This is a genomic window from Gemmatirosa kalamazoonensis, assembly GCF_000522985.1.
In the GTDB taxonomy this organism is placed as follows: Bacteria; Gemmatimonadota; Gemmatimonadetes; order Gemmatimonadales; family Gemmatimonadaceae; genus Gemmatirosa; species Gemmatirosa kalamazoonensis.
This window is the reverse complement of record NZ_CP007128.1, coordinates 2,693,643-2,711,391: the sequence shown is the minus strand read 5'-3', so window position 1 is coordinate 2,711,391 and position 17,749 is coordinate 2,693,643. Positions and strand designations below refer to the sequence as shown.

Annotated in this window: 17 protein-coding genes; 5 read left to right on the top strand and 12 right to left on the bottom strand. The window is 72.5% G+C overall.

Features of this window, described 5'->3' with window-relative positions; translation table 11 throughout:
* Nucleotides 1-41: 41 nt before the first annotated feature.
* The 3 genes from J421_RS11665 to crcB all read right to left on the bottom strand — a co-directional run bounded on the left by J421_RS11665 (nucleotide 42) and on the right by crcB (nucleotide 2,193).
* On the bottom strand, nucleotides 42-1,325 hold the full coding sequence (locus J421_RS11665) for a dipeptidase (RefSeq protein ID WP_236646243.1): 1,284 nt from the start codon (nucleotides 1,323-1,325) through the stop codon (nucleotides 42-44).
* Nucleotides 1,326-1,456: 131 nt separating this feature from the next.
* Entirely contained in the window at nucleotides 1,457-1,801 is a 345-nt protein-coding gene (locus tag J421_RS11660) for a DUF190 domain-containing protein (protein WP_104023099.1), read from the bottom strand.
* A gap of 8 nt (nucleotides 1,802-1,809) precedes the next feature.
* Nucleotides 1,810-2,193, bottom strand: coding sequence for a fluoride efflux transporter CrcB (crcB, locus tag J421_RS11655; protein ID WP_025411354.1), 384 nt, complete (start codon nucleotides 2,191-2,193; stop codon nucleotides 1,810-1,812).
* Nucleotides 2,194-2,233: 40 nt separating this feature from the next.
* Between crcB and J421_RS11650 the strand changes: the two genes are divergently transcribed.
* The 4 genes from J421_RS11650 (at nucleotide 2,234) to J421_RS11640 (ending at nucleotide 7,615) form a co-directional block, all read left to right on the top strand.
* Nucleotides 2,234-4,345 carry a thioredoxin domain-containing protein gene (locus J421_RS11650; protein WP_025411353.1) on the top strand — a complete coding sequence of 704 codons (2,112 nt, stop codon included), beginning with the start codon at nucleotides 2,234-2,236 and terminating at the stop codon, nucleotides 4,343-4,345.
* A 219-nt stretch (nucleotides 4,346-4,564) separates the two neighbouring features.
* Nucleotides 4,565-6,325 (top strand): Ig-like domain-containing protein, encoded by a 1,761-nt coding sequence (locus tag J421_RS11645; protein WP_158508754.1) that lies wholly within the window; start codon nucleotides 4,565-4,567, stop codon nucleotides 6,323-6,325.
* 86 nt (nucleotides 6,326-6,411) lie between these two features.
* The gene (locus J421_RS32725) at nucleotides 6,412-6,564 is read left to right on the top strand and encodes a hypothetical protein (protein WP_158508752.1); all 153 of its coding nucleotides are present in this window, start codon (nucleotides 6,412-6,414) and stop codon (nucleotides 6,562-6,564) included.
* A 19-nt stretch (nucleotides 6,565-6,583) separates the two neighbouring features.
* Nucleotides 6,584-7,615 carry a DUF3667 domain-containing protein gene (locus tag J421_RS11640; RefSeq protein ID WP_104022533.1) on the top strand — a complete coding sequence of 344 codons (1,032 nt, stop codon included), beginning with the start codon at nucleotides 6,584-6,586 and terminating at the stop codon, nucleotides 7,613-7,615.
* 21 nt (nucleotides 7,616-7,636) lie between these two features.
* Here J421_RS11640 and J421_RS11635 read toward each other — a convergent pair whose 3' ends face one another.
* The 5 genes from J421_RS11635 to J421_RS11615 all read right to left on the bottom strand — a co-directional run bounded on the left by J421_RS11635 (nucleotide 7,637) and on the right by J421_RS11615 (nucleotide 12,158).
* The gene (locus J421_RS11635) at nucleotides 7,637-8,116 is read right to left on the bottom strand and encodes a hypothetical protein (RefSeq protein WP_025411350.1); all 480 of its coding nucleotides are present in this window, start codon (nucleotides 8,114-8,116) and stop codon (nucleotides 7,637-7,639) included.
* Between the two features lie 57 nt (nucleotides 8,117-8,173).
* Nucleotides 8,174-9,490, bottom strand: a complete 1,317-nt coding sequence (gene fahA / locus J421_RS11630) for a fumarylacetoacetase (protein WP_025411349.1) — start codon at nucleotides 9,488-9,490, stop codon at nucleotides 8,174-8,176.
* Nucleotides 9,491-9,525: 35 nt separating this feature from the next.
* Nucleotides 9,526-10,479: a hypothetical protein gene (locus J421_RS11625; protein ID WP_025411348.1), complete on the bottom strand. Its 954-nt coding sequence runs from the start codon at nucleotides 10,477-10,479 to the stop codon at nucleotides 9,526-9,528.
* Nucleotides 10,480-10,536: 57 nt separating this feature from the next.
* Complete coding sequence (locus J421_RS11620; RefSeq protein WP_201773006.1) at nucleotides 10,537-11,232, bottom strand: YiaD family glycine zipper/OmpA-like lipoprotein; 696 nt, start codon at nucleotides 11,230-11,232, stop codon at nucleotides 10,537-10,539.
* Between the two features lie 173 nt (nucleotides 11,233-11,405).
* On the bottom strand, nucleotides 11,406-12,158 hold the full coding sequence (locus J421_RS11615) for a hypothetical protein (RefSeq protein ID WP_025411346.1): 753 nt from the start codon (nucleotides 12,156-12,158) through the stop codon (nucleotides 11,406-11,408).
* A gap of 275 nt (nucleotides 12,159-12,433) precedes the next feature.
* On the opposite strand from J421_RS11615, the gene J421_RS11610 reads away from it, so the two are divergent.
* A complete protein-coding gene (locus J421_RS11610; RefSeq protein WP_025411345.1) occupies nucleotides 12,434-12,994 on the top strand; it encodes a nuclear transport factor 2 family protein in 561 nt (186 codons plus the stop codon).
* Nucleotides 12,995-13,091: 97 nt separating this feature from the next.
* On the opposite strand, the gene J421_RS11605 is transcribed toward J421_RS11610, so the two are convergent.
* The 4 genes from J421_RS11605 to J421_RS11590 form a co-directional block, all read right to left on the bottom strand.
* Nucleotides 13,092-13,769 carry a CHRD domain-containing protein gene (locus tag J421_RS11605; RefSeq protein WP_148306271.1) on the bottom strand — a complete coding sequence of 226 codons (678 nt, stop codon included), beginning with the start codon at nucleotides 13,767-13,769 and terminating at the stop codon, nucleotides 13,092-13,094.
* Nucleotides 13,770-13,870: 101 nt separating this feature from the next.
* Complete coding sequence (gene nadC, locus J421_RS11600; RefSeq protein ID WP_025411343.1) at nucleotides 13,871-14,914, bottom strand: carboxylating nicotinate-nucleotide diphosphorylase; 1,044 nt, start codon at nucleotides 14,912-14,914, stop codon at nucleotides 13,871-13,873.
* A 67-nt stretch (nucleotides 14,915-14,981) separates the two neighbouring features.
* On the bottom strand, nucleotides 14,982-15,935 hold the full coding sequence (gene nadA / locus J421_RS11595; protein WP_201773005.1) for a quinolinate synthase NadA: 954 nt from the start codon (nucleotides 15,933-15,935) through the stop codon (nucleotides 14,982-14,984).
* 136 nt (nucleotides 15,936-16,071) lie between these two features.
* Nucleotides 16,072-17,610 (bottom strand): L-aspartate oxidase, encoded by a 1,539-nt coding sequence (locus J421_RS11590; protein ID WP_104022532.1) that lies wholly within the window; start codon nucleotides 17,608-17,610, stop codon nucleotides 16,072-16,074.
* Between the last annotated feature and the right edge of the window lie 139 nt (nucleotides 17,611-17,749).

Genomic DNA, 17,749 nt, shown 5'->3' with positions numbered 1-17,749 from the left:
GGTACGCGCCTACCGAGCAAGCCGCGTACCCCTTTCCGGGGCTACGCCCGCCCGTACTCGTCGTACAGCCGCGCCATCGCCCGCATGCCGGTCTCGAAGTTCTCCGCCGACAGCCACTCGTTCGGGGCGTGCGCGTTCTCCCCGGGCAGCCCGAAGCCGACGAGCAGGACCGGTGCGCCGAGGACGTTCTGGAAGTCGCCGACCACCGGGATCGAGCCCCCCTCGCCGACGATCACCGGCTCCCGCCCGAACGCCTCGGCCAGCGCGCGCCGCGCGGCGTCGAACAGTGGGCCCTCGAGGTCGGCGCGCCACGGGCGGCCGCCGTGCAGGTGGTTCACGGTCACCGTGACGCCGCTCGGCGCGACGCGCGCCACGTGCGCCTTCATGAGCCGCTCGATCTCCTGCGGGTCCTGGTCGGGGACCAGCCGGCAGCTCACCTTCGCCATCGCCTTCGCCGGCAGGACCGTCTTCGCGCCCTCGCCCGTGTAGCCGGACAGCAGGCCGTTCACCTCGCACGTCGGCCGCGTCCACAGACGCTCCAGCACGGTATGCCCCGCCTCGCCGCCTAACGCCGGCGCGCCCACCTCGTCGCGGAAGTGCGACTCGTCGAACGGCAGCGCACGCATCCCCGCGCGCACCGCGTCCGGGAACGGGCGCACCTGGTCGTAGAAGCCCGGGATCGCGATCCGCCCCTCGTCGTCGTGGAACGTCGCGAGGATGCGGGCGAGCGCCATCGCCGGGTTCACCACCGCACCGCCGTAGCTCCCCGAGTGCAGGTCCGTCGCCGGCCCCTGCACGTCGATCTGGAAGTACGCCATCCCGCGCAGCGACGAGAGGATCGACGGCTGCCCGGGCGCGAACATCGCCGAGTCGGAGATGACCACCGCGTCGCACTTCAGCCGGTCGGCGTGGTCGCGGATGAACTGCTCGAGGTGCTCGCTGCCGACCTCCTCCTCCCCTTCCGCGAGCACGATCACGTTCACCGGCAGCGTGCCGCGCACCTTCAGGTGCGCCTCGAGCGCCTTCACGTGCAGGAACAGCTGCCCCTTGTCGTCCACCGAGCCGCGCGCGTAGATGCGCCCGTCGCGGATCGTCGGCTCGAACGCGGGCGAGTCCCACAGCTCCAGCGGCTCCGCCGGCTGCACGTCGTAGTGGCCGTAGATGAGGATCGTCGGCCGCGCGGGCGCGCCATGCCACTCGCCGAGCACGATCGGGTGGCCGGCGGTGTCGATGATCTCGGCCGTGAGCCCCGCCGTCGTCAGCGAGTCGCGCACCCACTCCGCGGCGCGGCGGGTGTCGGCGTCGTGCTCGGAGCGCGCGCTCACGCTCGGGATGCGCAGGAAGTCGAACAGCTCGTCGCGCGCGCGCGCGTGGTGCCCGCGTCGAAGTGGGCGGCGAGGTCCTGGAAGCTCGTGTCGGTCATGAAAGGGTATGTCGGGATGAGGATCGGGATCCGCTACGCGGGGCGCTCGGGGCGATACACGATCACGCGCACCTTCTCCAGCGTGATGAGACCTCCGCCGATCATCGCATCGAGCTCGGCGAGCACGCCCTCGATCTTCTCCTCCGTGTCGACGCACTCGACGACGAGCGGCAAGTCGGTGGAGAGCTGCAGGATCTTGTCGGTGTGCACGCGCGCCGTGGCGCCGAACCCCATGATGCCGCGCAGGACCGTGGCGCCGGCCAGGTGCCGCTCGCGCAGCAGCGCGACGATCGCCTCGTGCAATGGCGCGCCCTTGTGGCGGTCGCGCTCGCCGATGTGGATGCGCATGAGGACACGCTCGCCGACGAGTCCGTGCATGGAGCCTCCTAGCTGCCGCGGGCGATGGTGCGCACCGCGGCGGCGAATCCGGCGAACGTGGCGAGGAGCGACGCCCCCACGCTCGCGACGATGTACGTGCTCGCCCGCGCCCAGCTCCCGGACTCCATCAGCCGCGCGGCCTCGTAGCTGAACGTGGAGAACGTCGTGTACCCGCCGCAGAAGCCGATCGTCAGCGCGGCGCGCAGGTCGGGCGACGCCGTGGTGCTCAGCATCCAGCGCATCAGAAAGCCGAGCAGGAACGAGCCCGTGACGTTGATGACGAGCGTGCTGAGCGGGAACGTGGCGGTGGCTCGCTGAATCCAGGTTCCCAGGCCGTAGCGCGCCACCGTGCCGACGGCGCCGCCGAGGGCGATGGCGAAGGTCGTTCGCATGGGGCGGGAATCTAATCCGCAGATTGCGCAGATTACGCAGATGACGAATCGCCTGATCGACGAGACCAGCCCCTATCTCCGCCAGCACGCGCACAACCCCGTCGACTGGCATCCGTGGGGCGACGAGGCGTTCGCGAAGGCACGCGCGGAAGACCGGCCCATCCTGCTCAGCGTCGGCTACGCGGCGTGCCACTGGTGCCACGTCATGGAGCGCGAGTCGTTCGAGGACGCGGCGACCGCGCAGCTCATGAACGAGTGGTTCGTCCCCGTGAAGGTCGACCGCGAGGAGCGCCCCGACGTCGACGCGATCTACATGCAGGCGACGCAGGCGATGACGGGGCACGGCGGATGGCCGATGACGGTGTTCCTCACGCCCGACGGGGAGCCGTTCGTCGCCGGCACGTACTTCCCGCCGGAGGATCGGCACGGCATGCCGAGCTTCCGCCGCGTGCTGCGCGCCGTGGCCGAGGCGTGGCGCACGCAGCGGGAGAAGGTGGAGCGCACGACGAGCGCGCTGCGCGACATGTACGCCGAGGCGGCGCGCGCCGCGGTGCCGAGCGGCACGCTCGACGACGACACGCTCGTGCGCGCGGTGCGGAGCATCGCCGCCACGTACGACCGCGACCGCGGCGGCACGAAGGGCGCCCCGAAGTTCCCGCCGGCGATGGCGTACGACTTCCTGCTGCGGCGGTGGGCGCGCACGGGCGACCCGTCGCTGCTCGACATGGCCGCGCACACGTTCCGCGCGATGGCCCGGGGCGGCATCTACGACCAGGTCGGCGGCGGCTTCCATCGCTATGCCGTCGATGCCATCTGGCTCGTGCCGCACTTCGAGAAGATGCTCTACGACAACGCCCTGCTGTCGCGGCTCGGCGTGCACCTGTGGCAGGCGACCGGCGACGCCGAGGCGCGCCGCGTGACCGAGGAGACGCTGCGCTGGGTGGCGCGCGAGATGACGGCCCCGAGCGGCGGCTTCTACGCGACGCTCGACGCCGACAGCGAGGGGCACGAGGGGAAGTTCTACGTCTGGGACCACGACGACCTGCGCGAGGCGCTCGACGCGAGCGGCTTCTCGCCGGGCGACATCGAGGCGGTCGTCCACTACTGGGGCGTCACGCCGATGGGCAACTTCGAGGGGCACAACATCCCGTTCGTGTCGCGCCCGTCGACCGCGGACGACGTCGAGCCGGCCGCCGAGGAGGGGAGCGACGCGTCGCTCGCCGACGCCGTGCGTCGCGCGAAGCACGCCCTGCTCGCCGTCCGCGCCCACCGCGTGCGCCCCGCGCGCGACGAGAAGATCCTCGCCATGTGGAACGGGATCATGCTCCGGGCGGTCGCCGAGGCCGCGCGGGCGTTCGATCCCGGGAGCGAGGGATCCGCCTGGCTGCGCGACCTCGCGCTCCGGAACGGGGAGTTCCTCGCGTCCACGCTCGTCGACCCGGCCACCGGGCGGGTGATGCGCGTCCACATGGAGGGGGTCACCCGCATCCCCGGCTTCCTCGAGGACCACGCCGGCGTGGCGCTCGGCTTCCTCGCGCTGTGGGCGCTCACGTTCGACGAGCGGTGGCTCGACCTCGCCCGGCGGATCGGCGAGGCGACGGTGCAGTGGTTCTGGGACGAGGAGGTCGGCGCGTTCTTCGACACCGCCTCCGACGCCGAGCGCCTCGTGACCCGGCCCCGCGATCCGACCGACAACGCGACGCCGTCCGGAACGTCGCTCGCCGTGGAGCTGTTGCTCGTCCTCGCCGACGTCACGGGCGACGAGGGGTACCGTCGACGCGCGGACCGGGTGCTCGCCTCGCTCGCCGAGCCGCTGGCCCGCCACGCCCCCGCGTTCGGCCACCTGCTCGGCGCCGCGGACATGGCGGTGGACGGGGCCGTGGAGCTGGTGCTCGTCGGTGATCCCGCCACAGCCGGGTTCCGCGCGCTCGCCGCGGCGGCGGGGCGGCGTTACGTGCCGTCGCTCGTCGTCGAGGGGGGCCCCGAGCGGTCGGGCCACGGCCGGCCGCTGCGGGCAGGGCGCACCGCGATCGGCGGGCGGGCCACGGCGTACGTGTGCCGCCACGCCACCTGCGACCTCCCGACGTCGGACCCCGCGGTGCTCGACCGGCAGCTCGCCGCGGCAGGGCGGAGCGCTCCGGGCCCCCGCTGACGGCGGCCGCGGAACCCGACCGGTGTGTGCGGGTACCCGCGCGACGCCGCACAGCACTCGATGTTGTTACGTCCGGGTCCGCTTACTACTCTCTCTAGGATGACGGCGCCCCCCGGCTGCCTCGCGGCCGGGCGGAGCGCGTCGACGCGCTCCCCGTGCGTCCTGGATCACCGTCCGGCTGCCGTCCGGGCGCGGACTCACAATCACCGGAAATCCTTCATGCGGTCTCTTCTCTCCCTCTCCGCGACCCGGTCGCGTCGAGGGCTGGCGGTCCTCGCCGCGGTGCTGGCGACGCTCACGACGGGGTGCGAGTTCATCACCGGCGTGCCGAAGGTGGTGTCGGTCGACGTCAGCCTGAGCCCCAACGACAGCCTGCCGGCCCGCGCGCAGGGCCAGGCGATCGCCGCGGTGCACGGCAAGGGGGACCGGAACCTCACGAACAGCTCGAAGATCAGCATCGGCTTCGAGTCCAGTAACCCGGCCGTCGCCACCGTGAACGCCAGCTCGGGCGCGCTCACGACCGTCTCCGAGGGGACGACGATCATCACCGCGACGGCGCGCGGCGTGAAGGGGAGCGCGACGCTCGTCGTGACGCAGGAGATTCCGGTGCGCGTGGACGCGCCGCCGCCGACGGTGCACCTGAACGAGCGGGTGCAGCTCGTGATCACGCCGATCGGCGCGACCGGTCAGGCGCTCGGCAAGCGCGCGGTCACCATCACGAGCACGAACACGAACGTCGTGACGGTGGAGACGGACAACACGACGACCGGGACGTTCGTGAAGGGCGTGACGGTCGGTCAGGCGACGGTGACGGGCAGCGTGCAGGGCGTGCCGTTCAACACCGTCATCACCGTCCAGCCGCCGAGCGTCGCGAAGGTCACCGGCGCCCTGCAGAAGGGGAAGAACGAGCTGCTCGAGACCGAGTCGAACCAGATCGCCGTGTCGCTGTTCGCCGCCGACAACGCGCCGATCTCGACGGCCGGCCAGACGATCACGTACTCGAGCAACGACCAGACGGTCGCCACGGTGAACCCGCAGTCGGGCGTCGTCACCGGCGTGCGGCAGGGCACCACCACGATCGACATCGCGGTCGCCGGCACGTCGGCGCGCGGCAGCGTCGCCATCACCGTGCTGCCGATCCCGGCGAAGGAGATCCGCTTCGGCAACCGCGCGCCGTTCATCCGACTCGGCTCCAACGGCACCGGCGTCCCCAGCTCGCGCGTCGCGGTGCCGGCGGACAGTCTCGGACGCGCAATCCTGAACCGACAGGTGCAGTACAAGAGCACCGACCCGTCGGTGTTCTCGGTGACCTCGCTCGGCACGGTCGTCGGGCAGAAGCTCGGCCAGGCGCTGCTGATCGCGAGCGTCGACAACGGCGCCGTTGCCGACACGATCAAGCTCACCGTCACGCCGGTGCCGATCGCCGTCGTGCAGGTGCTGCCGATCCAGGCCAACATCACCGCCGGTCAGACGCAGCGCTTCACCGCGACGCTCACCGACTCGCTCGGCGTCACCGTGAGCGGCCGGCCGATCACGTGGACGTCGAGCAACTCCGTCGCCGTGCCGGTCGACCAGACCGGGCTCGTGACGGGCGTCTCGGCGGCGACGGCGGTCATCTCGGCCATCACGGACGCGGTGCCGGGGCTCCCCGGGTCGCAGATCGGCCAGGCCCAGGTGCTCGTGCTCCCCATCCCGATCGCCACGATCGACGTCCAGCCGACGACGGTGACGCTGAGCCTCCGCTCGTCGCCGGCGACGGTGGTCTCGGTGACGCCGCGCGACGCGAACGGGGCCGCGCTGTTCGGGCGCACGGCCAACATCTCCGTCCAGTCGGACGACCCGTCGGTGGCGTCGGGCGACGCGCAGGGCAACATCCGCGGGTTCAAGCAGGGCACCGCGAAGCTCACCTACCAGGCGCTCGACCAGAACCTGCAGCCGCAGGGGCAGCCGACGGTGGTCATCGTGACCGTGACGCAGTAATCGCGGCTCCTCGAGTGCGCGGCGGCCGGTGCACGGGAAGCGACTCCCTGCACCGGCCGCTCGCGTTTCGATGTATCCTCATCGCCATGGACGAACCCCGGGACACCTGCGACCACTGCGGCTCGGCGCGGCTCGTGTGGCGGAAGTGCAAGCAGATCTGCCTCGACTGCGGCCGCATCAACCGGTCGTGCGCCGATCTGCGCGACGACGACGCGCCGCCGTCTTGCGCGGTCGCGTGACCCGAGCGGAGTTTGGCCCATGCGTCCTTCCCCCTCCGTCCTGATCGACGCGGCGCCGCCGGGGCGCTCCTCGACGTTCGCTCCCGCGTCGGACGCCGCGACGCCACCCGTGGAGGGGACGCGCTGCGCGAACTGCGGCGGCGAGGGGTGCGAGCACTACTGCCCGCGCTGCGGCCAGGAGACGCACGACCTCCACCGCTCGCTGTACGGCATCCTCGGCGAGCTGCTGGACACGTTCGCGGGATGGGACGGCAAGATCCCGGCGACGCTGTGGCTGCTCGTGCGGCGGCCGGGCGGGCTGACGCGCGAGTTTCTCGCGGGCCGACGCGTGCGCTACCTCCGGCCGCTGCGACTGTACCTCACGATGAGCGTGCTGTTCTTCGTGTCGCTGTCGCTCCTGCGCGACCCGCCGAGCGCGGCGCCTAACGACGTGCAGAAGTCGCTCGTCACGTTCAGCCGCACGGGCGCGCCGCCCAGCGCAGCGACGGCCGGCACCGCGCTCACCGACCAGTCGGGCGTCGTGCGCGACGACGCCGAGTTCAAGGCGTTCCTCGAGCGGCACCGCAACGAGAAGGGGAACGACCCGCGCGCGTGGTTCAAGCGCCACTTCGTGGGCGGCCTGCTGAAGCTGCAGCACATGTCGCCGACCGAGCAGCGCCTCGTGCTGAGGAACGCGATGATGCAGAAGGCGCCGAACATGGTGTTCCTGCTGCTCCCCGTGTTCGCGCTGCTGCTGCGCCTTCTGTACCTGCGGACGCCGGTCTACTACGCCGAGCACTTCGTGTTCGCGCTGCACAACCACGCGTTCGCGTATCTCGCGATGACGACGGCGCGCGTGTCGGCGGTGGGTCTGCGCCCGGTGGGGTTCGGCGCGGTGGCGGCGATCCCGCTGCTGTGGATGCCGATCTACTTCTTCGCGTCGATGCGCCGCGTCTACGGCGGCTCGCGCAGCCGGACGGCGGTGAAGTTCGTCGCGCTCTCGCTCGTCTACGGCACCGTCCTGTTCTGCGCCGTGCTGGCCACCGCGCTCGTCTCGCTCGTCACGCTCTGAGCGCGGTGGCCGCGACGCACGTCAGCGCTCGGGCTTCCGCTGCAGATCCGTCGCGCCGTGCCCCTCCTTCTTGGGCGGCGGCTCGCTGTGCGTGAGCTCCACGGGGCTCTGCGCGTGTCCCTGTTGCGCGTGCGCGCGCCAGCCGTGGCGCGTGTCGCCGGTGTGCGGCTCGGACGGTGGGACGTCGGCGAAGCCCGCCGCGCCGGAGCGCGTGTCCATCGCCAGGTCGCTCATCCCCTCCCCCTCGCGGCCGCGGCGGTTGTCGCGCGCGAGGTCCTCGTCGTACTGATCGGGCAGGTCGGAGCGGCTCCGCTGCCGGTCGTTGCCGCTCCGCCCCGCGGCGTCCGTGTCGGTGCCGCGCGCGTGGTTGCCGATGCTCTCGCGCGCGTCGCCACGCGCCTCGTTGCGCGAGTCGCTCTTCACGTCGTTGCGCGTCGCCGGGTCGTCGATCTGGCGCACGTCGTCGTTGTCGCGGTACCGGTCGCGCTCGTTGTCTGCCATGCTGCCTCCAGGCTCAGAGGCGGCCTCACCGGGGCAGCGAGCGTGCCACCGCCGACGCTATCCGACGACCAGGCCGCGGCACTCGCCCAACCCGATCCGTACGGCCCCTTCCGCCTCGCAGTAGCCGCGGAGGATCACCTCGTCCCCGTCGTCGAGGAACGCGCGCGTCTCGCCGCCCGGTAGGGAGAGCGGCTCGGCGCCGCGCGTCGTGAGCTCCAGCAGGCAGCCGCGCGACGACGGCTCGGGGCCCGAGACGGTGCCACTCGCGAGCAGGTCGCCGGGACGCAGGTTGCAGCCGTTGCTCGTGTGGTGCGTCACGAGCTGCGCAGGGGTCCAGTACATGTCGGCGAACGAGCCGTGGCTCACGCGGCACGGGTCGAGCCCCGCGTCGCGCATGCGCGCCGTGGAGAGCCACACCTCGAGCGTGACGTCGAACGCGCCGCGCGCCTGGTCCACCACGGACACCAGGTGCGGCAGCGGGGCCGGGTCGCCCTCGGGGCGCGCGAACGCGGCGCGGCGGAACGGCTCCAGCGCGTCGAGCGTCACGACCCACGGCGATACCGTGGTCGCGAAGCTCTTGGCGAGGAATGGGCCTAACGGCTGGTACTCCCAGCTCTGGACGTCGCGTGCCGACCAGTCGTTCACGAGGGACACGCCGAACAGGTGCGACTCCGCGTCGTCGATCGCGAGCCGCTGGCCGAGCGACGTGCCGGCGCCGATGTAGAAGCCCAGCTCCAGCTCGTAGTCGAGCTGCCGCGTGGGACCGAACGTCGGCCGCTCGTCGTCGGGGCGCTTGGTCTGGCCGTGCGGGCGCCTAACGGGCGTGCCGCTCCGCACGATGCTCGACGCGCGGCCGTGGTAGCCGATCGGCACCCACTTGTAGTTCGGAAGCAGCGGCTGGTCGGGACGGAACAGGCGCCCGACGTTCGTCGCGTGGAACACCGACGCGTAGAAGTCGGTGTAGTCGCCCACGTCGGCGGGGAGGAACAGCTCCGCGTCCGCCATCGGCACGAGGATCCGCTCGGCGCGCTCGCGGTCGTAGCGCGTCGGCGCCCCGCCCGCGCGCAGCACGCGGCTCACGCCCGCGCGCAGCGCCGTCGCGTGCGCGCGGCCGAGCGACATGAGCACGTTGAGCGACGGCGCCGCGCACGCGATCGCCGCCGGCCCCTCGCGCACGTCCTCCAGCAGCCCCTCTGCCAGACACGCGCAGAGATCCAGGATCTGGTCGCCGATCGCGACGCCCACGCGCGGCGCCTCGTCGCTTCCCGCGCGGCGGAAGACGCCGAACGGCAGGTTCTGGATCGGGAACTCGGTGGCGGGGTCGTGCGCCGACTCCACCCACGAGCGGAGCTTCGGATCGAGCGTGTCGTTCACGTGACGTTCGGTGTGCGGGCGTCGATGAGCGTCGGTCAGTCGTCGGTTGCGGCCAGCGCGGCACCGGCGGCCGCAGGAAGCAGGCCGAGCGCGCGCAGCTCCGCCACCGGCTCCGCGAACGAGCACGACCCGAACGACGCGAACGCCCGTCGCGCCGCGCGCACCGCCGTTAGGCCCGCGCCGAGCCCGCGCCAGCGCAGCCCGCCGTCGTCGAACGCCAGCGCGCCGACGTCGCGCTCCTCGAGCAGCGGCTGGACCGCGCCGGCGTCGTGCCCGTCCGCGAGCAGCGCGGTCGCCGCGAGCGCGTTCAGGAATCCGTGCATCGTGCCGCGCGCGCACCCCGGCTCGTACGTGAGCGCGTGCTCGCCGCGCAGCGCGTGGTGCAGCCCCGCGGTGAGCTTGAACGACACGCCGCGCGCGACGCACGCCGCGACGAACCGGACGACGACGTCGGCGTCCGGGAACGCGTCGGCGGTGACGCCGCCGGTGCGCAGCTTCAGCGACACGCCGTGCGCGTGCGCGGCACGGGCGAGCGCGTCGTGATCGGCGCCCCACGGCACCTCGACGAACGTCGCCGCCGGTGCCACGCCTGCATCGGCCGCCGCGCGCCGCGCGAGCGCCAGCGCGTCCGCGTCGCCGCCGCGGAGCTCGAGCGCGTTCACCGGCGCGTCGCACGCGACGCGGAACGCCGTGATGCGCGCGAGGTCGATCCCCCACGCGATGCCGAGCCCTCCGGCCGGGTCGAGCGGCGCGGTCGCGAGCACGGCGAGCCGCCACGCCGCCGATCCGTTAGGCACCTCGGTCGTCATCGCTTCCGCGAGGTCGCCGAGCCGCGCCGCCGGCACCACCAACCGCCCGAGCATCCACCGCTCGGCGCTCGCGCGGTGCTCGCCGAACTGCCGCACCGCCGCGGCGAGATCGAGCGCCGCGGGCGGGAACAGCCCCGCGTAGTCGACGACGCGCGCGAGCAGGATCTCCAGGGCGGTCATGCGGATAACATAGTGGCGCGTGACGGGGGCTCGCGTCACCCCGTCACGCGTCACGGCTCAGCGAAGCGCCTGCTGCCGCGCGGTCGCCTTCAGCTTGTCGCTGGCGTAGATCGCGACCTCGACGCGGCGGTTCTGCTGCCGGCCGGCCTCGGTGTCGTTCGGGGCCACCGGCTCCGTCTCGCCCCGACCCGCGGGCTTCACGTGCGCGCTTGGCACGCCCTGCTGCACGAGGTACGCGGCAGCCGCGGCGGCGCGACGCTCGGAGAGTCGGAGATTGTAGGCATCGTCGCCGACCGCGTCGGTGTGGCCGACGATCGTGAGGTCGGTGTCCGGATACTTGTCGTAGCTCGCGGCGAGCTCGCGCAGGTTCGCGCGCGCCGGCTCGCGCAGCACGTCGGAGTCGAAGTCGAACAGCAGGCCGCTCTCGAACGTCACGAGGATCCCCTCGCCCACTCGCTCGACGCGCGCGCCCTTGATGTTCTGCTGGATCTCCTTCGCGCGCTGGTCCATCTGGTGGCCGATGATCGCGCCCGCCGCCCCGCCGACCGCTGCACCGATGATCGCGCCGCGCGCCGTGCCGCCGTTCTTGCTGCCGACCGCGCCGCCCGCCGCGGCGCCCGTCGCCGCGCCGATGATGGCGCCCCGCTCCTTGTTGTTCAGCGACGCGCACGCGTCGAGCGTCATTCCCGCGACGGCGAGCGCCGCGAGGATCGTCGCCCGAGAACGCCACTGCCGCACCATGAATCGCTGCATCGCAAATCTCCGAGTCGTCGTGATGACGTGTCGTACCCACGTCGATCGCGGCGGTTTCCTCAGATCGGATGCCGCAGGGGTCGCACGCGGAGACGCGGAGTCCGCGGAGCACTGCACCGTTACGTGGCAGTGCTCCGCGGACTCCGCGTCGCTGCGTGTGCTATCGGGCTCGCCTAACGGATGCGATAGAACGTCGGCCGGCCGACGCGCCCGACGCCGCTGCGCGGCACGCCGTAGCCGCCGTTCCCCGGGAAGCCGACGGGCATGCCGCCGATCCCGGTCGGGATGCCGCCGCGGCGCGGATGGTCGCGCTCGCAATGGTCGTCGTCGCCGATCGCGCCGCCGCGGATCACGACGCCGATGACGCCGCCGATGCCGCCGAGCACTCCACCGAGGCCGCCGCCGCGCCCGCGGCGCGACACCGTGATGCCGCCCGCGTCGCCGCCGTCGGTGGGCGACACGCTGATCACGCCGTCACCGCTCGACCCCGACATGGACGGGTTCTCGCTCCGCGCGGGCATCGGCTCCTCGGTCACGGCAGGCGCCGCGGCGGGCGCCGGCGCTTCCACCGGCGCGTCGGCGGCCTGCGCGACCGACTGGGTCTGCGCCGCGACGGGCGCCGGAGCGGGGGGCGCGTGGTCCACGTGCGACCGGGGCGCCTTGCTCGGCGACTTCCGCGACGGCGCGCCCGCCTTTCCGGCGCCCTTCGTCGCGCGCTCCCCCGACTCGATCGCCGAGACGAAGCGCGTCGCGGGGAGGTCGCGCCCGCTCTGGGCGAGGGCGACGGTGCTCGCCTGCGCGAGCTCGAGATCGCGTTGCAGCGCGTCGTTCGCCGTGACGTCGCGCGACGCATTCCGGCACGCTCCGCCGACGGACAGCGAGAGCAGCGCGACACGCCCGGCCAGCCTCGTGGAGTTGAGACGCACCGTGTCCTCCTACTTCATTTCAGGGTCCGGCCCCATGCCGGGCCCATACCGCAAAGCATGTCGCGGACCGAACCGTTCGGCGCGCGATTTCCCAGGGAAAGCGTCGCGGTCCCGCTCGAGAGCGTCCGTCGCGGAGGACGAACCGCCGTCCCCGCGAGAGGGCAGCACCGTCCGTGTCGGGATGACGACTCGTCGGACCGCGCCGTGCAGGAAGTTACGCACCGTTCGCACGCTCCGCGGCTCCTCCACCACGCCGCACCCATCGTCCCCCACCCGTGATCGCACCGTCGTCGCCCAGTCGTCCGCGCGCGTTGCTGCTTCCCGCGCTGCTCGCCGCCGCGCTCCTCGGCGCGCTGTGCGCGTGCACCGCGCCGCCGGCGAGCGACCCGCGCCGCGACGCCGCGCTCTCCGACACGCTCACCGCGCTCATCGTGCGCGCGTACGACTTCTCGCGCCCGGGCTTCGTGGAGCGCGCGACGAGCCTCTACGCGCCGACGGGCCCCGTGATCTCCGCCGCCGCCGGCCGGGTGACGACGACGCGCGCCGCGGTGGTGCAATCGATCGCGAGCTTCTGGGACCGCGTCGGCCGCAACATGCAGGGCCCGCGCTTCCTGATCCGCGAGCGCCACGCGACGGCGTTAGGCCCGGCCGCCGCCGTGCTCACGATCGCGTACGTCATCCCGCACCACACGCCGGAGGGACGTCCGCACACGCTCGGCGGCGCGTGGACCGCGCTGTTCGTGCGCCGCGACGACCGGTGGGTGATCGTGCAGGAGCACCTGTCCGATCTGCCGCCGCAGCCCGAGCGGATGGATTCGACGATGGCGATGCCGTGACGGCGCGCTAGGTAATGCGAAGTGCGTAGCGGTGTCCTGTTCTCCGCCGAGCAGAACACCGCTACGCATCACGCCCTACGCGCTGCGCTGGCCGTCGTCAGGCGCGGCGCCGCCGCATGCGGAGCGCCGCCAGCCCCACGAGCCCCGTCCCCACCAGCGCGTACGCGCTCGGCTCGGGAACGGCGGTGAGATAGCCGCGAATCTCGCCGCCCGCGAACTGCACCGTGTGGAAGTTGATGTACGCGTTGCCGGCGAGGATGTTCGGCAACTGCGCCTGCAGCGTCGTGTTGTTCCCCTCGAGCAGGTTCCAGACGCCGGAGCACGTGCCGCCGACCCCCGTGGCGAACGCCGTGCAGTCGTCCGTCAACCCGCTCGGAACGGTGTTGGCGTTGTCGAGGAACAGATCGTTGAACGGCGACCCGTGGAAGCCCCACGCGACCGGATTGTTCAATCCACTCCCCGGTCCGTTCGGTCCCGAGTGGATGTGCGCGTTGAGCAGATCGTCGTTCGGGTCGGCGGACTGCGAGTGCGTGAAGTCGAGTCCGAACACGGTCGCGTTGAACGACAACTGCGTGTGCGCGGCGTTGAGCACGAACGTCGCCGTCCCGAACGAGATCCGCGGAGCGCCCGCCACCGTCGTGGGGTGGGTCGGCGGGACCTCCTGCGAGTTCGTGATGTTGGCGAAGAACGTCATCTGCTGCGCGGACAGCGGACCTGCGGCGAGCGGTACGAGCAGTACGGCTCCCATCTGCACCAGCCGTCGGACGGCAAGCATGATCCTACCCCCCCTGTGAGAGTGGACTGCGTGTGCAAGCGTCGCGTGTGATGCATTACGCGCGCCGCGCCGGTCGAGGTCGCCGCGGAACTGCCGCCGCGTCAGTCGAAATCGAGCGCGATGTCCAGCGCCGGTGCCGAGTGCGTGAGCGCACCGACCGAGATCCAGTCGACGCCCGTCTCGGCGATCGCGCGGACCGAGTCGAGGCGTACGCCGCCCGACGCCTCGGTGGTCGCGCGTCCCTTGCACAGCGCGGCGCACTCCTTCATCAGCTCGAGCGACATGTTGTCGAGCATGATGACGTCCGCGCCCGCCGCGAGCGCGGCTCCCACCTGCGCCTTCGTGTCGCACTCCACCTCGACGCGCGCGCCGTCCGGCGCGAGCTCGCGCGCCCGCCGCACGGCGAACGCGATGTCGCCGTCCACCGCGGCGAGGTGGTTGTCCTTGATGAGCACCGCGGTCGCGAGATCCATCCGGTGGTTGTAGCCGCCGCCGGCGCGCACCGCGTACTTCTCCAGCCGCCGCCACCCCGGCGTCGTCTTGCGCGTGTCGAGGATGCGCGCGCCGGTGCCGGCGACCGCCGAGACGTAGCGCGACGTCAGCGACGCGACGCCGGAGAGCCGCTGCAGGAAGTTCAGCGCCACGCGCTCGGCGGAGAGGATGCCGCGTGCGTGGCCGGTCATGAACAGCACCGGCATGCCCGGCGTCACCATCGCCCCGTCGGGCACGTCGACGCGGACCGTGATGCGCGGGTCGATCTGCCGGAACGCCTCCACGGCGAGCGGCAGCCCGGCGACGACGCCCTGCGCGCGCGCGACGATGTGCGCCCGCGCACGGCGCTCGCTGAGCACCGTGGCGATCGTCGTCACGTCGTTGAACGCCTCGTCCTCGAGCAGCGCCTCGCGCACCAGCACCGAGGTCTGGGACGGCGTCAGCGGATAGAGGGCCGGCTCCACCGGCATGACGATGGCGTGTTCCGACGTCGTCGCCAGCCCCTCGAGCATGCGCGACAGCGGCGTGTGCGTGCGGCGGTCGCCCGTGCGGCGGTCCCCGCTCCGGCGGTTCGGCTGCGGCGCGTCGCCGCGCGGTGCATGCCCGGAAGGGATGGACGGGTCGCGGCTCGGCTCGGGGGTCGGTGTCGTCATTCGCCTGGGTCCTCGTCCGACGTGCGGAACGGCGAGAGCGCCGGCCCGCCCCGTCCGCCGATCGCGATCATGCGCTCGATCGCCCGCCGCGCGCGCGCGCGGCGACGTCCTCGGGCACGGTGATCTGGTGAGTGAGCGTCTCGAGAGCGTGGCGCACCTTCGGCAGCGTCGTGACCTTCATGTAGGCGCACTGCGCGCGGTCGTTCGCCGCGTAGAACGTCTTGCTCGGATGCGCGCGACGCAAGCGGTGCAGGATCCCGAGCTCGGTCGCCACGATGAACTCCGCCGCCGGGCTGTCGCCGGGACGCTTGATCATCCCCTCCGTGGACAGGATGTGGACGTCGCGCGCGTCGATCGCGCCCGCCGAGATGGCCTCCACCACCGGGGTCGCGCAGCCGCACTCGGGGTGGATGAGGAACTCCGCGCCCGGATGCGCCGCGCGCTGGAGGTTGATGTGCTCCGGGTCGATGCCGGCGTGCACGTGGCACTCGCCCATCCACACGTGGATGTTCTTGCGCCCCGTCACCCGCCTAACGTGCGCGCCGAGGAACATGTCGGGGAGGAACAGGATCTCCTGGTCCTCGGGGATCGACTGCACGATCTCCACCGCGTTCCCCGACGTGCAGCAGTAGTCGCTCTCCGCCTTCACCTCGGCGGTGGTGTTGACGTACGCGACCACCACGGCGCCGGGATGCTCCGCCTTCCACGCGCGGAGCTGCGCGCCGTCGATCGTCGCGGCGAGCGAGCATCCCGCGGCGAGATCGGGCAGCAGCACGATCTTCTCCGGCGACAGGATCGCCGCCGTCTCCGCCATGAAGTGCACGCCGCAGAACACGATGACGTCGGCGTCGGTGCTCGCCGCCTCGCGCGAGAGGCCGAGCGAGTCGCCGACGAAGTGCGCGACGTCCTGGATCTCCGGGCGCTCGTAGTTGTGCGCAAGGATGACCGCGTTGCGCTCCTCGGCGAGCGCGCGGATCTCCTCGTGTAACGCCTGGTCGTAGTTGGCCTGTAGTACGGTCATGGGGTGAATCCTAATGCGGCGGCGCGGGTACGGCGGCGCTAGTGGTGCGGCACTGAGCCCGCGGCGCTGGTGACGCGTGGTATCGGGGCCGCCCCTTTCGGCGCCGCCGTACCAGCGCCGACGTATCAGCGCCGCGTCACCATTCGATGTGCTTCCCCTGCCACTTCCGCCGGTCCTTCGGGAAGTCGCTGCGGAAGTGCCCTCCACGCGACTCGCGGCGCAGCAGCGCGGCCTCGGCGATCAGCCGCGCGGTGTCGAGCATGTTGCGCTCCTCCGTCATGCCCGGCGTGAGGCGCGCCTCGATGTCCTCGAGGCGGGCGAGCCCCGCGCGCAGCCCGCGCGCGGTGCGGTCGATGCCCGCGTGCTCCCACATCACCGAGCGGATCGCGTCGGACGCCACCTGGGCCGCGCCGCGGTCCTCGAGCGGCGGCACCTCCCACGTGGCGCGGCGGCGGGGGTAGCTCTTCAATCGCGGCGTGGCCTCCAGATCGCGCGCCACACGCTCGGCGAACACGAGTCCCTCGAGCAGGGAGTTCGACGCGAGACGGTTCGCGCCGTGCACGCCGGTGCGCGCCACCTCGCCGGCCGCGTAGAGCCGCGGGAGGCTCGAGCGGCCGCAGAGGTCCGTCACGATGCCGCCCATCATGTAGTGCGCGGCCGGCGTCACCGGGATGAGATCCGTCTGCGGGTCGATGCCGCGCGCGCGGCAGAGCGCCGTGATGCCGGGAAACCGCTCGGCGAAGCGCACGCCGTCCTTCGCGCCGATCGCGCGCGCATCGAGCCACACCTTGCCGTGGCGCTGCTGCTCGCGGAAGATCTCGCGCGCCACCACGTCGCGCGGCGCCAGCTCGGCGAGCCGGTGGCGCTTCGGCATGAAGCGCTCGCCGAGCGCGTTCACGAGCGTCGCGCCCTCGCCGCGCACCGCCTCGCTGACGAGCGACAGCGGGTTCTCCGGCGTGTCGAGCGCGGTCGGGTGGAACTGCACGAACTCCATGTCGGAGAGCCGCGCGCCGGCACGATGCGCGATCGCGAACCCGTCGCCGGTGGCGACGAGCGGGTTGGTGGTGTAGCGGAACACCTGCCCGCAGCCGCCGGTGGCGAGCACCGTCGCGTCGGCGACGATCTCCGTCGCCTTGCCGGCCAGGCTCGCGCGCGCACCGACGACCGTGGGCTCGCCGTCCACGTCCTCGACGATGAGGTCGAGCACGCGCGCGCGCTCCAGCACCGTCACCCGCGCGCTCTCGCGCACGCGCGCGATGAGCGTGCGCGCGACCTCGGCGCCGGTCTGGTCGCCCTGCGCGTGGACGATGCGGCGGCGCGAGTGCGCGGCCTCGCGACCGAGCTTGAAGTCACCCGACGGGGTGAGGTCGAAGCGCGCGCCGGCGAGCTGCAGCTCCTTCACCCGCGCCGGTCCCTCCTCGACGAGCACCTGCACGGCCTCGGCGTCGCACAGCGCGGCGCCCGCGGCGAGCGTGTCCTCGCGGTGCAGCGCCGGCGAGTCCCCGGCGCCGAGGGCCGCGGCGATGCCGCCCTGCGCGTAGGCGGTCGAGGAGTCGAACAGCGAGCGCTTCGTGAGCAGGAGGACGTCGCCCGCCTCGGCGGAGCGCCAGGCGGTGTGCAGGCCGGCGATGCCGGTGCCGACGACGAGGATGCGGGTGCGAAGGCGTTCGACCATGTGGGCGCCCGGTGATGCGGGATGTGGGCCAGGCCCAGCGGTGACCTCGGTCACGTGCCCCACGCCGCCGTGCGCGCGAGGCGTCCGCCCCTAGGAACCCGGCCACAAAACTCTAGTATATTCCTGTCTTGTCCCGATT

Excerpts from the sequence above, each read along its gene's own strand:
- J421_RS11625 (WP_025411348.1), bottom strand. The coding sequence starts at position 10,479 with ATGACCGCCCTGGAGATCCTGCTCGCGCGCGTCGTCGACTACGCGGGG.
- nadC (WP_025411343.1), bottom strand. The coding sequence starts at position 14,914 with ATGACGACACCGACCCCCGAGCCGAGCCGCGACCCGTCCATCCCTTCC.
- J421_RS11650 (WP_025411353.1), top strand. The coding sequence starts at position 2,234 with ATGACGAATCGCCTGATCGACGAGACCAGCCCCTATCTCCGCCAGCAC.
- J421_RS11590 (WP_104022532.1), bottom strand. The coding sequence starts at position 17,610 with ATGGTCGAACGCCTTCGCACCCGCATCCTCGTCGTCGGCACCGGCATC.
- J421_RS11660 (WP_104023099.1), bottom strand. The coding sequence starts at position 1,801 with ATGCACGGACTCGTCGGCGAGCGTGTCCTCATGCGCATCCACATCGGC.
- J421_RS11605 (WP_148306271.1), bottom strand. The coding sequence starts at position 13,769 with ATGCTTGCCGTCCGACGGCTGGTGCAGATGGGAGCCGTACTGCTCGTA.
- J421_RS11640 (WP_104022533.1), top strand. The coding sequence starts at position 6,584 with ATGCGTCCTTCCCCCTCCGTCCTGATCGACGCGGCGCCGCCGGGGCGC.
- J421_RS11635 (WP_025411350.1), bottom strand. The coding sequence starts at position 8,116 with ATGGCAGACAACGAGCGCGACCGGTACCGCGACAACGACGACGTGCGC.
- J421_RS32725 (WP_158508752.1), top strand. The coding sequence starts at position 6,412 with ATGGACGAACCCCGGGACACCTGCGACCACTGCGGCTCGGCGCGGCTC.
- crcB (WP_025411354.1), bottom strand. The coding sequence starts at position 2,193 with ATGCGAACGACCTTCGCCATCGCCCTCGGCGGCGCCGTCGGCACGGTG.
- J421_RS11620 (WP_201773006.1), bottom strand. The coding sequence starts at position 11,232 with ATGCAGCGATTCATGGTGCGGCAGTGGCGTTCTCGGGCGACGATCCTC.
- J421_RS11645 (WP_158508754.1), top strand. The coding sequence starts at position 4,565 with ATGCGGTCTCTTCTCTCCCTCTCCGCGACCCGGTCGCGTCGAGGGCTG.
- nadA (WP_201773005.1), bottom strand. The coding sequence starts at position 15,935 with ATGACCGTACTACAGGCCAACTACGACCAGGCGTTACACGAGGAGATC.